The sequence below is a fragment of the Paraburkholderia pallida genome (genome assembly GCF_004524855.1).
Classification (GTDB): domain Bacteria; phylum Pseudomonadota; class Gammaproteobacteria; order Burkholderiales; family Burkholderiaceae; genus Paraburkholderia; species Paraburkholderia oxyphila.
This window is the reverse complement of record NZ_CP038150.1, coordinates 1,436,594-1,450,758: the sequence shown is the minus strand read 5'-3', so window position 1 is coordinate 1,450,758 and position 14,165 is coordinate 1,436,594. Positions and strand designations below refer to the sequence as shown.

At 61.5% G+C, this 14,165-nt stretch carries 14 protein-coding genes; 6 read left to right on the top strand and 8 right to left on the bottom strand.

Annotation, left to right across the window (positions count from 1 at the left end):
- Window positions 1-250: 250 nt before the first annotated feature.
- The 8 genes from gor to E1956_RS32960 form a co-directional block, all read right to left on the bottom strand.
- The gene (gene gor / locus E1956_RS32995; protein ID WP_134757107.1) at window positions 251-1,588 is read right to left on the bottom strand and encodes a glutathione-disulfide reductase; all 1,338 of its coding nucleotides are present in this window, start codon (window positions 1,586-1,588) and stop codon (window positions 251-253) included.
- A 21-nt stretch (window positions 1,589-1,609) separates the two neighbouring features.
- A complete protein-coding gene (locus E1956_RS32990) occupies window positions 1,610-2,566 on the bottom strand; it encodes a PDR/VanB family oxidoreductase (RefSeq protein ID WP_232071940.1) in 957 nt (318 codons plus the stop codon).
- A 99-nt stretch (window positions 2,567-2,665) separates the two neighbouring features.
- On the bottom strand, window positions 2,666-3,712 hold the full coding sequence (locus E1956_RS32985) for an aromatic ring-hydroxylating dioxygenase subunit alpha (RefSeq protein WP_134757105.1): 1,047 nt from the start codon (window positions 3,710-3,712) through the stop codon (window positions 2,666-2,668).
- A gap of 30 nt (window positions 3,713-3,742) precedes the next feature.
- Window positions 3,743-4,597 (bottom strand): DODA-type extradiol aromatic ring-opening family dioxygenase, encoded by an 855-nt coding sequence (locus E1956_RS32980; RefSeq protein ID WP_134757103.1) that lies wholly within the window; start codon window positions 4,595-4,597, stop codon window positions 3,743-3,745.
- Window positions 4,594-4,902, bottom strand: a complete 309-nt coding sequence (locus E1956_RS32975; protein WP_134757101.1) for an aromatic ring-opening dioxygenase subunit LigA — start codon at window positions 4,900-4,902, stop codon at window positions 4,594-4,596. The genes E1956_RS32980 and E1956_RS32975 overlap by 4 nt, the downstream gene beginning before the upstream one ends.
- Window positions 4,903-4,904: 2 nt before the next feature.
- Entirely contained in the window at window positions 4,905-5,615 is a 711-nt protein-coding gene (locus E1956_RS32970) for a glutathione S-transferase family protein (RefSeq protein WP_134757099.1), read from the bottom strand.
- Window positions 5,616-5,735: 120 nt separating this feature from the next.
- Window positions 5,736-6,854, bottom strand: a complete 1,119-nt coding sequence (locus E1956_RS32965; protein WP_134757097.1) for a porin — start codon at window positions 6,852-6,854, stop codon at window positions 5,736-5,738.
- Between the two features lie 136 nt (window positions 6,855-6,990).
- Complete coding sequence (locus tag E1956_RS32960) at window positions 6,991-7,827, bottom strand: helix-turn-helix transcriptional regulator (protein WP_134757095.1); 837 nt, start codon at window positions 7,825-7,827, stop codon at window positions 6,991-6,993.
- A 222-nt stretch (window positions 7,828-8,049) separates the two neighbouring features.
- Here E1956_RS32960 and E1956_RS32955 point away from each other — a divergent pair, with 222 nt between their 5' ends.
- The 6 genes from E1956_RS32955 (at window position 8,050) to E1956_RS32925 (ending at window position 14,125) form a co-directional block, all read left to right on the top strand.
- Window positions 8,050-8,871 carry a helix-turn-helix transcriptional regulator gene (locus E1956_RS32955; protein WP_167760191.1) on the top strand — a complete coding sequence of 274 codons (822 nt, stop codon included), beginning with the start codon at window positions 8,050-8,052 and terminating at the stop codon, window positions 8,869-8,871.
- A gap of 335 nt (window positions 8,872-9,206) precedes the next feature.
- Entirely contained in the window at window positions 9,207-9,806 is a 600-nt protein-coding gene (locus tag E1956_RS32945; protein ID WP_167760190.1) for a GNAT family N-acetyltransferase, read from the top strand.
- Window positions 9,807-10,182: 376 nt separating this feature from the next.
- On the top strand, window positions 10,183-11,127 hold the full coding sequence (locus tag E1956_RS32940; protein WP_134757089.1) for a LysR family transcriptional regulator: 945 nt from the start codon (window positions 10,183-10,185) through the stop codon (window positions 11,125-11,127).
- Window positions 11,128-11,240: 113 nt separating this feature from the next.
- Window positions 11,241-12,215, top strand: a complete 975-nt coding sequence (gene hemB, locus E1956_RS32935) for a porphobilinogen synthase (RefSeq protein WP_134757087.1) — start codon at window positions 11,241-11,243, stop codon at window positions 12,213-12,215.
- Window positions 12,216-12,275: 60 nt separating this feature from the next.
- Window positions 12,276-13,289, top strand: coding sequence for a LysR family transcriptional regulator (locus tag E1956_RS32930; RefSeq protein WP_134757085.1), 1,014 nt, complete (start codon window positions 12,276-12,278; stop codon window positions 13,287-13,289).
- Window positions 13,290-13,777: 488 nt separating this feature from the next.
- Window positions 13,778-14,125, top strand: coding sequence for a BON domain-containing protein (locus tag E1956_RS32925; RefSeq protein WP_134757083.1), 348 nt, complete (start codon window positions 13,778-13,780; stop codon window positions 14,123-14,125).
- Window positions 14,126-14,165 lie beyond the last annotated feature (40 nt).

Here is a 14,165-nt window from a genome sequence, read left to right as displayed (position 1 = left end):
CCGGCTATTTCGGCAAGGTGTGCGCGTAATAATAACGTTGTCTATGCATCGAATTTACAAATGGCTTCAACGGACCAGAAACCCTTGATCCGTTTGCTGTCACATTCTGTAAAATCCTGCTGATAAAGGCGTGACGCGCTCCGGCGTGCGCGTCGTGCGAAACGAATGTCAAACGCGGTAATGATTACGGATGCCTTATGCGCCGTTAAGCGCTAGTTATGATTCTATTAAGCAGGCCACCGTCAACCCGCTAAACCATGGTGACAAACTCCTCCGCTGCCGTCGGATGTATCCCAATGGTTGCGTCAAACTGCGCTTTCGTAACACCGGCGCCGACCGCGATCGCAATGCCTTGAATGATTTCCGCCGCGTCCTTGCCGACCATATGGGCCCCTACGACCCGTTGACTCTCGCGGTCGACCACGAGCTTCATGAACGTCCGCTCGCTCCGGCCGGACAAGGTGTGCAACAGTGGCCGGAATGAAGTCCGGAATATTTCCGGCTGCCCGTAACACCGTTTCGCCTCCGCTTCGGTCATGCCGACCGTGGCCACTTCGGGCGTCGTAAATACCGCCGTAGGGACGTAGTCGTAATCGGCGGCTCGCGACGTCTCCCCGAAGAGCCTCAACGCAAGCAGACCGGCATCGCGGGTAGCCACCGGCGTCAACTGCGGCCGCGCCGTGACGTCGCCAATCGCGTGAATCGACGGCACGGAGCTTGCCGACCAGGCGTCGACCTCGACGGCGCCGTCTTGATCGAGTGCCACCCCCACTTCCTCCAGGCCGAGACCACGCGTTTGCGGAATACGTCCGGTCGCATAGAGGACGGCATCGTATTGACCGAGCAGGCCCTCTCGCGAATTCAGCGCGACGCCACCCGCGTGTCTTTCGAGCGCCGAAATATCACTGCGGACATGGATCCCTATGCCTCTGGCGGACATCTGGGCGGCGACGGCGTCGCGCACGTCGTCGTCGAAGCCGCGCAATATCTGGTCTCCGCGATACCACATGTCCACACGGCAGCCCAGCCCCTCGAGAATGCAGGCGAATTCGGCTGCGATGTACCCGCCGCCGACAATGGCCATATGCTGCGGCAACTCGGGCAACTCGAACATCGCGTTGGACGTAAGCGCATGCTCGATGCCGGGAATGGCGGGCAGCGTGGGGGTCGAACCGGTAGCGATGGCGATGTGCCGCGCCGTATAGAGTCGATGCGCCACCTCCACCGTATGCGGGTCGACAACGACCGCCCTGCCCTGGACGACCTCGACGCCGGCCTGGGCAAGCAGATTCGCGTAGATCGAAACAAGGCGTGCCACTTCCTGGTCTTTGGCGCGCCTGAAATCGCTCCACGAAAAGCGCGCCTCGCCGAACCGCCAGCCGTATCCGGCGGCATCCTCGAGTTCGTCACGGTATCGGGACGCGTAGACCAGCAACTTCTTGGGTATGCAGCCACGCACGACGCAGGTGCCGCCAATGCGGCCCTCTTCCGCCACGGCGACCCGCGCGCCAAACGCGGCCGCCCGGCGGCTCAATCGCACGCCGCCCGAGCCAGCGCCAATGACAAAGAGATCGTAGTCGAATTCCATATGAATGCCCCAGGCAAGCCCTCAGATGTCGAGTACCAGCGTTGAATTTCGCGCGCGCGACACGCAGATCATCATCGTGCGTCCTTCTTCGCGCTCCGCCTTCGAAAGCACATAATCCCGGTGGTCGGGAACGCCGTCCACCACGCCAGTTTCGCACGTCCTGCACATGCCTTCACGGCAGGAGCACGGGATGTTATAGCCGTGGCTCTCGAGCACTTCGAGAATCGATCGATCCTCTTCGACGTAAAACGCCTTCCCGCTGCGCTTGAGCACGACTTCGAATCCTTCCGCTGGCGGCTGGTCGGCGTTCTCCGGCGCTGGAGCGAACCATTCGAGGAAGACAGGGTTCTCAGGATGGCGGGACGAAAAGTCCACGACAGCCTGCATCAACGGCGCCGGTCCGCAGCAGTAGATCGGCACGCCCGCTGGAATCAGGCCACTGCAGCTACCGATGTCGAAGTTGCAGCCGGCCTCGGCGTCGAAGTGAATGCGCACGCGATCCGCACCGTACTCGCTCAATTCCTCCAGAAACGCGGCATGAGCGCGGCTGCGCGCCAGATAGAGCAGATTCCAGTTCAGCCCGTGGCGATTGCAGTACCGGATCATCGAGAGAATGGGCGTAATGCCAATGCCTCCAGCAATGAAGAAGAAACGCGCGTGCTCGCTCCTGAGCGGAAAATTATTGCGCGGCATGCCTATCTCCAGCGCGGTGCCCACGACCAGGGTGGAATGCACGCACGCGGATCCACCACGGCCGTTCGCCACGTTGGAGACCGCAATCTCATACCGGTCGCGTTCCTCGCAGTCATTGACCAGCGAGTACTGGCGCACGAGACCGTTTGGAAGCATGACGTCGATATGAGCGCCGGGCGCGAACGGCGGCAAGCGCTCGCCGTCGGCTGCGCGCAATTCCAGTCCGACTATCCCTGCCGCTTCCTCAGTGCGTCGGGTTACGACGACTTTGAGCACTTCTGCCACGCCATACCTCTTCGGAAAAATTGTCTGGCGGCGCCTGCGGCGCGTTTAGCGCGTACAGGCAGCCGACATGAAAGCGCCAATGCGTTTCAAGCGTGCGTATCAAACCTGCACGGCGACCCGTTCGTTCTCCTCCTTGATCTTTTGCGCAACGAGCCAGCGCAGATGGGACAGCGGCGCATCCGACGCAATCGCGCGCAGCCGGAATTCAGGATCGTCCTTCAGCACCTGCTGCTGCGCCTCGATGATGTCCTTGTCCTCGTGAAAGCCTTCGAGAATGCTGTCGTGGAGCGAATGGGAAATGAGCTCGACGTCGGTCTTCTGGTTGTGCATATACACCCAGAAGAAGTGCGTCGTATCTTCCGTCTCGGGCGTCATCGCCTGAAAGTTGTGAAACTCGAGACTGCCCGCCTTGTTGCCTTCCCGGATCCCCGTGCCGGCCGGCGAAAAGCCCGACTCGAGAATAAAGAACGCCGGCACTTTCATCTCGACGGTATTCCAGCGGTCCACCTTGCCCATCTTCTTCTCGATCTTGCGCACGAACGGCGGAAGATCGCTGTTCATGTGCCACTTCGTCAGCCGGAATCCATCGTCGAGCCGTTCGAGCGGGCTGGCCTTCTGCTCGAGCACGTATCGCTCCGATCCGCCGAGCGTGTTGGTGTGCACGTAGGCGATGTGATTGATGTCGGCGAGGTTGTCCGCGATCAGCTGGTAGTTGGACTGGTAATGCAGGTAGTCGGGATAGCCATGCCATTCGGGGTCGTGCAGATACGGGAACGGCGGAATCTTCGACTCGTCGGCGAGCGCTTGCTCGCCCATCCAGATCCAGACGAGTCGTCCCGTGTCCACGACCTTGTACGTCTTCACCTTGAGGTCCGGCGGCACGGTTTCCTGGCCCGGAATTTCCACGCAGGCGCCGCTAGCGTCGAACAAAAGCCCGTGATACATGCAGCGCACGCAGTTGCCTTCGAGACGCCCCTTGGACAACAGCGCCCCGCGATGGCAGCAGCGGTCCTCGATGGCGCAGACCTGTCCGTCCACGCCGCGGTACAGCAGCACCTTCTGGTTGAGCAACGTACGGCCGAGCAGCTTGTCGTCGATAAGCTCGTGACTCCACGCCGCAACGTACCAACAATTCTTCATGAACATGCTTGATCTCCTTTATGCATGAATCGGTCGTCACCCGACGACGCCTTCTGGTTTGCGCAAAACGGGCTGAACATCCATCACGCCCACGGTCACGCCGCAGGCAAAAACCGGAATCGGCTCATAGCACCAGACCTCGCCACGGGCGCCATGGCCCGCGCCCGCCGCCGCGATGAACGTGCGAATCTCATAGCCGCCCTGCCCGCCGTCGCGATACGTTTGCTCGTCGGTATAGTCGAGCAGCGTGCGCGGATCGTTCTCGCACCAGCGCGCGAGGAACGCCTGGTCCCAGGCGACGTTGATGGTTCCCGAATCGGGCGTGCACGGCCAATGCGAAATCCCTCCCGTGCCGACCACCGCGATGCGCTCCGGCATCCGGTCGATGGCCTCGCGCAGCGCTTGGCCAAATGCGTAGGCCCGATGCAAGGGCGTCATCGGCGGACACTGGCAGTTGATGTTGACGGGGATGACCGGCAGGTCGTACGCGGGCGTGAGATGGTGCAAGGGCACCATGATTCCGTGGTCGAACTTCCATTCCTCGCAATAAGCAATGTCGGCCTGCTGCATCACGCCATCGATCAGCTTGCGCGAGATCGCCGCGCTGCCGGGCACGCGCCGGCGCGCGATCCTGAGCCATTCGGGATCTTCGATCGGACCTTCGTAGCCATCGGACATGCCCATCGCGAACGACGGCATGTTGTTCATGAAGAAGTTGGCGAAGTGTTCCGCTGCGATCACCACGAGCGCGTCGGGCTTTGCCGCATGCAGGGCGTCGCGCATGCGGCCGTAAGCCTCCATCGCGCGTTGATACTGTTGTGGATCGGCGCGCTCGCTGCGTGCGGTGATGCCGGGGCCATGGCTGCAAACGCCCAGGAATACGAGACTCATCGCGGCTCTCCAATCGTGGCATACAGACCCGCTCGCACCGGACCGTAATGGGTGATGCCCTCCTTCATCGCTTCGATATAGGCATTCCATTCGTAGCCGCAGGCCGCCGCGTAATGCATCAGCAACTGCCCGTTTACGCCTAGAACGTAAAGGAGGCCAATGTCGGTCGATCGCAACGCGCGCGACTCCTCGTCGGTCAGCGCGTAGTGCCCGGAAAACTCGGCCGGGTCGCTCAGATATCGCTTCATGACCGCAGGATCGCGATTCAGGATATAGATCGCCTTCTGCAACGCGTAGAGGCTCATGTTCACTCCGGAATCGCAATCGAAAATTCAGGCGGAAGGTCGTACGCGCGCACCGCTCGCTCGCGCGCCAGCACCGTGCGCACCGCCGGCCGTTCGAACAGACGCGCGGCGAGAGCCTGGTAGCGGGGCCGTTGCGGCAGCTCGGTGGCGATACGCTCGTCGTGACTCCACAGATAGAACACGAACAGATAGGCATCGACAACCGAGAATTGCGTATCCAGCGCGTAGGGCTGCTGGCCGAGCCGCGCTTCGATTTCGATCAGCGCATCGGCGAGTTTCAGGCGTGCATGCTCGCGCACGGCGTCGGCAGCAGCCGCACTTTCGCCCGCGTAGGTCTGCGGACGGAAAATCGAGCGGTAGCGAACATGCAACGTACTGGAAATCCAGTTCATCCATTCGTGCGCCCTCGCTCTGGCCCGCGTGCCGGGACGCGGAATCAGCTCGCTTTCCGGCGCCAGGTCCGCCACATAGGTCAGGATGGCTTGCGATTCGGTAATGACCTCGCCCCCCGCCTCGAGCGCGGGAACAATGCCACCGGGATGGATCTTCAGATATGCGGCCTGCCTGTTCTGTCCCGCGCGTATGTCGACCGATACGGCGCGGTAGGCCAGGCCGGACGCTTCGAGCGCGATGTGAGAAGCCAGCGAGCAGGCCTTCGGGCTGTAATAGAGGGTGAGCGCCGGCGGCGTGGCCCGCGTTTCCGGTTCGTTCATGGAGTCTCCGATTCTGTTTGTGCTGACGACGTTTGAAGGTTATCGGTTTGAACGTCAACCCATGTCACCTGCTGTTGGTGACAAGTGCCTCTTGATGGCGGACGATAACTTCGGTGTGCTTCAGAAAAGGTGGCGAATGCCGACCATCACCACGTTCTGCGTGGATGACGTGGAGGGCGCGTTCAGGTACAAGCTCGCCGCCGCGCGCTGTCCGGAGCCCTTCTGGAAGGCTTCAATAATGCGCACGTCGGTCTGTTTGGAGAGGTGGTAACCCAGCGCGATGGATGCCGTGTTCCAGTGATCGGTTTCCACGATGCCGCTGTAGCTTCCGCGCGAGTATATGTAGGCGGCGGTCGCGTCTATCGCCGGCGTGATCCGGTAAACGAGCGCCGTATCGTAGTTGGTGAGCGTGAAGCCCGTGCTGTCGAGATAGCTATAGCGGGCCTGGTCGACGAGCAATGACCAGCGCAACTTCGACGACACGTCATAGTACGCACCCACGCCGTAATTCCGCTGTTGGCGTACGCCCACGTTCGCATTCAATGGACTGTTGCGAAACAGCAGGAATGGTGCGCCGCCGTAGTCGTTGGACACCGCACCGTTCTCGTTCGCCGTTCCAGGATGATCGAGCTGGACATAGGCCGCCGCAAGCCGCCAGCGTGCTTGCTGGTAACTGAGGCCGAAACTGAAGGCGCGATTGAACGAGAACTCCCCGGCTGCATTGCTTGCTGCGTACATCGCCTCGGTGCTGAAGCCTCCGATGCTGGGCGACCGATATTTCAGCGCATTGCTGTATCGCCAGGTTCCGACCAGGTTGTCCGCGTCACCGGGATGATCGAGCAAGCCGATATTGCCGACCGCCGTCGTCGTCGACGTGAAGTTGTCCCACATTGCGTCATACTGCCGGCCCGCACTGAGCGTCCCCCATCGGGCGCTTTCAATGCCGATCCACGACTGCCTGCCGAACAGCCTTCCACCCTGCCCCAGGCTCCCGGTGACATTGTCAAAGCCGTTTTCCAGAACCGCGACCACGGCATTGCCGCCACCGAGGTCTTCGCGAATGCGAAAACCCAATCTGCTCGGCTGCAGCGCACCGCCGAGCATCTCTACCGCGTGGCTGCCGCCCGTATTGTTGACGACTTCGATGCCCGCCGAAACCAGGCCGTAGAGCGTGACACTGCTCTGGGCATGGCTTGCCGCCGGGATGATGATCAGTAGTCCGACTAATTTGAGTTTCATGCCATCCTTTGTCTCTGACGTTTGAGGAGTCCGGCGGCAACCGGCGCACGCGCGTTACCCTGCGTGTGCGGACCGCTTTCGGGAAAGCTGCACGGGTGTGATCGGGACGAGCGGATTCGCAGGGGAATCCGCCCGGTCAGTCGAGTGTGGCCTGCGTGCCGGCGTCGATCAGCAGCGTGTGCAACTCACGCGTCGAGCTGACACCCAGCTTGGCGTGCGCCCGGCGGCTATAAGTCACGACCGTGTTGAGGCTGAGATTGAATTTGCGCGCCGTGTCCGCGAGCGTGATGCCGCTTAGCAGACTCGCGCATACGTCTCGCTCGCGTGCCGACAGCTCGGTGACGCTGATTGCATCGAGCGATTCCTTCCAATCCGAAGCCGACGTGGATCGGGGAATGGAGAGTCGCGCGTGGACATCGGCAAACGCCAGGAACAGCGATGCCACATCCGCTATCGTCTCGATGTCGGCCGCGGAAAAGCGTCCCGTATTCGTATCGCGATAGCAGTTGATGACGGTCGCGGTTCCGTTCTGGTGATTGCGCATGATCGACAAGCGATCTTCGATGCCGACCTGCTCGTAACAGGCCAGGCGATAGGCTGCGTTGACGATTTGATCGCGCGTTCGGTAAGTCACGCGCACCGTACCGTTATCGCGTTCGGCGACAATCGCGCGGCCCTGACCGGCAGCGCCGATGCTTGCGGATACGTCATAACAATGCATCTCGCTCATGTACCGAAGTGCGGCTCGCGCACCGTTGCGCTGCTGCACCCGGCTGGCCGTTGCGAGCGTCCGTAGCGCGCCCTGCACCGACCGGATGAACACCGAGCAGTGATCGACACGGGAAAACGCGCCCAGCGCATCGAGCATCTGCTGGCCGAATCGGGGCGAGCCAAGCGCGCGGGTCAAGCGCTCGATCGCTCCGGCCGGGAGCCGGGCGCCGCTTTCGGGAGAGCCGGCAGGGTGATTCCACATGGGGATTGTCTCCAGATCGGCCCTCGGGGGCACTTTTTGGTGACTACAGGCTATCGCTGCAAAACAGCCCGCAACACCCCCTCATGGCCGGAGGCAGGCATCGGCCCACCCCCTCCCTCGGCAGGAGGCATTTGGGGAAACCCGTAGCGCGGCGGCGTAACCCGGGGGCCGCTGATCCGGCGCATAATGCGGTCGTGCAACCGGGCTGCCCTGGGAGGGGACATGGAAATTCGTACCATCGACGTTCGTCAGGACCCGTCCCCCGCTACCCTGCTGTCCGTTCAACTGATCGAGCAGATTGGCGATGCGCTCTACGTGGAGCGGTTGCGCGAATCGGTGGCGGAGGTCGTCAAATATGCGCACGTCGGTTTGCTGTCGTTCTCGAGACATTCCCCGCCGCAACTGATAGGGACCGAAAGCCTGATCGCTCGTGACCTGGTGATCAAGGTGTCGTCACGGTATATCGGCGGACAATATCAAGCCGATCCCGTCTGCCGAATTGGCGCTTCGGCGCGCCAATGGGATGGTCTTGTGTACGTCCAGCGGCAGCGTGCCGAAGAGGTCGAGGACGCCGAGTACCGCGCCTCGTGCTACGAGACGACCGGCATCGTCGATCGCGTATCGCTGTCGCGCTCGTTCGACGACGGCCACTGGATCGCCGTGAATCTATACCGGGACGCATCCCAGGGGTGCTTTGACCATTGGGAGTATTCGCGCTTGATGGCCATCGCGCCGGTGCTGACCACGGCCGCCTGCAAGCACTTGCAGCTCATCCGCGCGATCGGCTCCCCGCCCTCAAGCGCACGGATCGAGGCCGCGACGGTGGCGGAGCGCCTCGCCCGCCTGGGTCCGAGGCTCAGCAAACGCGAGTTCGAGGTCTGTTGCAGGATCGTGCAAGGCCTCACGGCCAAGGAAATTGCGCGCGAGCTGGGCATTGCGCCGACGAGCGTTGCCGAGCATCGCAAGAATGCGTACGCGAAACTGTCCGTGCGAGATCACAAGCAGCTGTTCGCGCTCGTGCTGCCTGGGACCGGTCTGCAATAGCGGTCCGCCAGATCACCTAATCATCGGGGAAAGGCACCCCTGCGCCGGGGCCGCCGGCGCTCATTCGTGCACCGGGAAATCCGGGTAGTGCTCGAACGTCTCTTTGATGAGATGGCGCAGCCATACATTGGCCGGATCGGTGTTGAAGCGGGAATGCCAGTGCTGGCGCAGCGCGAACGGCGGAAGTCATCCGCGAAGGAAGGTTGAAGACGGTTGTGGTGAAAACGACTGCTCAGAGAAACTAGCCGTTTGCGCCGGCGTCAAGTACCTTAACGCTTTCGCTCGCGAACTCGACCTGTTCCTGAATCATGTGTCCATCTGCTTCGCCCCACCCGATGTCGCGCGACCCAGCGGACTCTGCATCCGTTTGCGTCGTCCTTGCGCAGGCCTTCATTGACGACCCATTCTATAGAGCGGTCACGATCGAATCGGCGCTCGACGAGGTACGGCGGCAACGAGTGCTCGCCCGATACTTCGAGCTGGCGATCGCGGAAGGGAACGTTATTGGCGAGGTTCAGTATGCCGGGACAGACGGCGCAGCCATCTGGATAACCGGCCAGGCCAGCGACACCGAGGTCGCATTGCAAGGCGCCGCGAGGAATCAAGCTCTCGCGGCACTGCTCGGGGCCAACGGCTATGCAAACTACACCTGCATCTGCGATGCGATGGCGGCACGCGTTCCCGCTCGTCTAGCCAACGCCTGGTATTTGTCGATTTTAGGTGTGCGGCCTGCCGCAAGGGGGCGGCGACTCGCCCACGATCTGCTCGAATTGACGTTGAACCGTGCCGATCAACAGGGCGCCACCTGCTTCCTGGAGACCTTCAACCGGTTGAGCCTGCCGTTCTACCATCGGCTTGGCTTCGTGGAAGAGCGGCAGTGCTTTGAAGAGATTACCGGCCGGCCGTACTGGATACTCGCTCGCCATGTCGCCTGAAGCAGCACCGCTCCAGAAATAAAAAAAACGCGCGGCCTGACGCCAGCTCGAATAAATAGCCTTCGCCCTCAATCCAGCGTCTCCCCCTGCGAGCGCCTTCGCGCCGCGCGCCAAGGCATCGGTCACCCGTTCTTTCGTCGTCTATTCTGAAACGATGTGAATAGTTCTGTGGAGTCGGATACCCCGGAATTGCGTCGCTAGAATGGGTAAAGAATGGTCCGGTTCGGATACGAAATAAAGTCTAGCCTCGAAGGCCCCGCGCTTTTAGATGCGCGCCAGAGAATGACTCTTTCCGCCGGAGGGAAAATCGTCATCATGTGGTACGTCGTCCGTGCCGATTGAACGACGAACGAAGGGATGATCTGAGATCGAGCTAATGGACAAGTTCTACAACATGCAGGTGTTTGCCAAGGTCGTCGAGATGGGCAGCTTCACCGCCGTCGCCAATCATCTCGACACCACGATCGGCAATGTCTCGCGGGCCGTATCGATCCTCGAAGATGCGCTCAATGCCCGCCTGCTGCATCGCTCCACGCGGCGCCTCCTCGTGACCGATGCGGGGCGCCGCTTCTATGATCGCAGCATCTCGATTCTCGCCGACATCGAGCGAGCCGAAGCCGAGGCACGCGACGCACTGCTCGAGCCGCGCGGAAAGCTTCGCGTCCATGCCGTGCCCGGCGTCGGGCGCAGCCTGGTGACGCGCGCGATACTTGCCTATCGCGACGCCTATCCCGACGTCAGCGTCGAGCTAATGCTCTCGCAGCGCATGCCCAATCTGCTCGAAGAGCAACTGGATATTGCCGTGGTGATCGCCCGCACGCTGCCCGATTCGGCCTATGTGAGCCAGATGATCGGCGCCAGCCATTGCGTGCTGGTCGCTTCGCCCGCCTATCTGGCGCAGCACCCGGCGCCCGAACGGCCCGAAGATCTCGCCAGTCATACCTGTGTGCTGCTCAGTACAGTGGACTATGCTCCGGACGAATGGCACCTCGTATGTTCCTCGGGTAGCGTCGAGTATCAGCACGCGGGCGCGCATTTCATCGTGAACGACATGGACGCCATGGCCGTCGCATTGCGCGACGGCGCGGGTATTGGGCTGCTAGCGGCCTTCTCCGCGATCGACGATCTGCGCAAAGGCACGCTTGTGCGGGTCCTGCCCCAATATCACACCCATCAGCGCAATGTCTATGCCGTGTATTCGTCCCGCCTGTTCGTGGATGCGAAAATCAAGTGCTTTGTGGATGCGCTGAAAATGCACGTAGGGTGTCAACTCGATTCATACGCGAGAGAGCTTTGCATTGACATGGCCGCCGTCAGGTAGATCAGGGCATTCCGGGACACACAGGAAGTCTGTTTTGCGATTCGCTCTCTATAACGGCGCCCAGCAAAGAAATAGAATCGCGCGGGATCCCATCATCCACGCTGGAACCCCAAGTGCCCAACCCCATCCCGACTATCAGACTGAAGCGTCTCCGACGCACTCCGGCTACCCGCTCGATATTCAGAGAAACCTCGTTCGGTATCGACGATCTCGTGCTGCCCATTTTCGTCGATGAAGGGATCGACGAAAATGTGGAGATTTCGAGCATGCCCGGCGTCATGCGCATCGCGGAAAAGCGACTTCCGTACGAAATCGAGCGCTACGCCAAAGCCGGAATCAAAGCGATCATGACCTTCGGCGTATCGCATCACAAGGATGCCGTGGGCAGCGATACCTGGCAGGAGAACGGCTTGGTCAGCCGCATGATACGCGCGGCAAAGGAGGCGGTGCCCGAGATGATCGTGATGTCCGATACCTGCTTCTGCGAGTACACGGATCACGGTCATTGCGGCGTACTGCATCATCACGCGATCGACAATGACGCCACGCTCGTCAACCTGGGCAAACAATCCGTTCAGGCCGCGCGCGCCGGCGCCGACTTCATCGCGCCGTCTTCCGCTACGGACGGTCAGGTCGCCGCGATACGCCAGGCCCTCGATGCCGAGGGACTGCACGAGACCGCCATCCTGTCGTATTCGACCAAGCTGGCTTCGTCGTTGTACGGCCCGTTCCGCGAAGCGGGGGGATCCTCGCTGCAGGGCGACCGCAAAGCGTATCAAGTCGACCCGATGAACCGCCGCGAAGCGTTGCGCGAATCGTTGCTCGACGAAGCCGAGGGCGCGGACGCACTGATGGTCAAGCCAGCCGGCATGTATCTCGACCTGATCCGCGACATTCGCAACGCTTCCGATCTTCCGCTCACGGCCTACCAGGTCAGCGGCGAATATGCAATGATCAAATTTGCCTCGAAGGCTGGTGCGATCGACGAGCATAATGTGGTGCGTGAGAGCATCGGCGCCATCAAGCGTGCCGGCGCAGACCTGATTTTCACGTACTTCGCTCTGGACCTCGCGCTGCAGGGAATCTAGCGTGTCCGGGACTGGCTAACCGACAGGCATCTACCGGGCGGCGAGGGGGCCGCAAACACCATGGCCGACTTCCTCAACAATCTCCGTACCTTCGTCCGCGTGGTCGAAGCGGGCTCGTTCACCGCTGTCGCGAATGAAAGCGACTGCACGCCCGGTCAGGTTTCGCGTGCGGTGACCTCGCTCGAAGAGGAGTTGCAGGCCCTGGTCCTGCACCGCACGACGCGTCACCTGTCGGTGACCGATGTGGGCACGCGGTTTTACGAACGGGCCAAGGTCATTCTCGCCGACATCGACAGTGCCACCGACGAAGCACGCAACGCCACCGAATCGCCCGTGGGGCGCATCCGCGTGCATTCCTCTCCAGGACTCGCCTACAGCGAAGTGGCGACCGCGCTGGCAAGCTATCAGGCAAGCTTCCCTGCTGTCTCGGTCGAGCTCAAGATCGAGCAGAGCATGCCGGGTCTCGTGGAGGAAGGCTACGATCTCTCGGTTGTCTCGGCGACGCAACTACCCGACTCCGCATACATCTCCCAGGCGTTGGGCGCTGCGTACTCGGTACTGGTGTCCTCGGCGGACTACATCGCACGCCACGGCCTTCCACGCAAGCTGACCGATCTCGCCGATCACGCGTTGCTGCAACTCGAAAGCCCCGTCTCCGCAGCCGACGAATGGCATCTGCAGAGCGCAGACGACACGCACCTGTGGACCATCACGCGCACGCCGTTCCGCGTCAATACGCCGGATGCACTGCGCGCAGCACTGTTTGCAGGCGTCGGGATCGGCACGCTGCCGACGTACACGGTGGCCGACGACCTCGCCTCGGGTGCGCTGGTGCGGGTGTTGCCTCAGTATCATCTGCGGCCGTTCACCGTGTTCGCCGTCTACCCTTCGCGGCGTTATCTCGATGCGAAGGTCCGTACGCTGCTCGAGCATCTGCGCGCAACGCTCTCGCCGGCGCTAGCCAATGCGATGGAAATCGTCGAAACCTTTACCGGCGATGCAACCGCGCCGCCGGCTTCGCCGCCGAAGCGAGTGGCCGGGACCGCCCGCAAGCGCCCCGCGAAGCGGAAATAGCAAGCTGCCAGCTCGGACGCCGCGTTCCATGCGGCAGGCGAGCTGTTCGCCAGGGCGACAGTCTGGAAGGGGATGAGCGCCGCGGCGCGTACCCCTGCCCTCGCGCACGCGAGGCGGTATTCGCATAGCGCGAAAAAAATCGGTCACACCGGGGAGGACGGTCCGGCGTGACCGAGAAAGGAGACGCTTTCCGAGTCCACCCGCTAATTCATTAGTGGAGTCGATGTCCGATCATAGCGCCTCGATCCCGTCAGGTCTTGGGCCAGACCTGAATCGTTCTTATAGGCCGGCAAGACCTTCGAAAGCCCTTCAAAAAGGCGCTTTGCGCCAATCAAAGCCGCGATTGTCCTCAGGCGATTTTTAGATCGATTAAGTTGCGCCTCATGCGCTGCCCTCCTTAGCATTACCGCAAAAAAAAAGAGATCACGTCAGCGAGCCCATGCTTTTTCCATCCACTCACATCGAACCGATTTCTTCTGGAGAGCATCATGCAGATCATCAAGTATTTCAGCGCAATCATCGCGACCACCGTGCTTCTCGCCGCACCGGTCTATGCACAACAGGCCAGTGACGCGACCCCGCCGGCCACGGCCGCGACGAAGAAGGCGCTGCACAAGCAGAACTGGCAAACGGAAAATGCCGTCCACAAGGCACTGAGCAGGACCAAGGGCCTGGACGCGGCCAACATTGTCGTCGTCGCCAGGAATGGTGCGGTCACACTCGATGGGACGGTCCCCGACGCTTCGCAGATCCAGCTCGCGCAAGACACCGCACAAGGCGTACCGCGTGTGAAATCGGTAGCGAATGCCCTGAGCGTCAAGGAAGCGGGCAACTAAGCAGGCACGACCCGATGCTGCACCGCGCAGTGTCGGGTCC

Bases quoted from the DNA above. Each gene is read 5' to 3' on its own strand.
- gor (WP_134757107.1), bottom strand. From the start codon at position 1,588: ATGGAATTCGACTACGATCTCTTTGTCATTGGCGCTGGCTCGGGCGGC.
- E1956_RS32985 (WP_134757105.1), bottom strand. From the start codon at position 3,712: ATGTTCATGAAGAATTGTTGGTACGTTGCGGCGTGGAGTCACGAGCTT.
- E1956_RS32980 (WP_134757103.1), bottom strand. From the start codon at position 4,597: ATGAGTCTCGTATTCCTGGGCGTTTGCAGCCATGGCCCCGGCATCACC.
- E1956_RS32975 (WP_134757101.1), bottom strand. From the start codon at position 4,902: ATGAGCCTCTACGCGTTGCAGAAGGCGATCTATATCCTGAATCGCGAT.
- E1956_RS32970 (WP_134757099.1), bottom strand. From the start codon at position 5,615: ATGAACGAACCGGAAACGCGGGCCACGCCGCCGGCGCTCACCCTCTAT.
- E1956_RS32965 (WP_134757097.1), bottom strand. From the start codon at position 6,854: ATGAAACTCAAATTAGTCGGACTACTGATCATCATCCCGGCGGCAAGC.
- E1956_RS32960 (WP_134757095.1), bottom strand. From the start codon at position 7,827: ATGTGGAATCACCCTGCCGGCTCTCCCGAAAGCGGCGCCCGGCTCCCG.
- E1956_RS32955 (WP_167760191.1), top strand. From the start codon at position 8,050: ATGGAAATTCGTACCATCGACGTTCGTCAGGACCCGTCCCCCGCTACC.
- E1956_RS32945 (WP_167760190.1), top strand. From the start codon at position 9,207: ATGTCGCGCGACCCAGCGGACTCTGCATCCGTTTGCGTCGTCCTTGCG.
- E1956_RS32940 (WP_134757089.1), top strand. From the start codon at position 10,183: ATGGACAAGTTCTACAACATGCAGGTGTTTGCCAAGGTCGTCGAGATG.
- E1956_RS32930 (WP_134757085.1), top strand. From the start codon at position 12,276: ATGGCCGACTTCCTCAACAATCTCCGTACCTTCGTCCGCGTGGTCGAA.
- E1956_RS32925 (WP_134757083.1), top strand. From the start codon at position 13,778: ATGCAGATCATCAAGTATTTCAGCGCAATCATCGCGACCACCGTGCTT.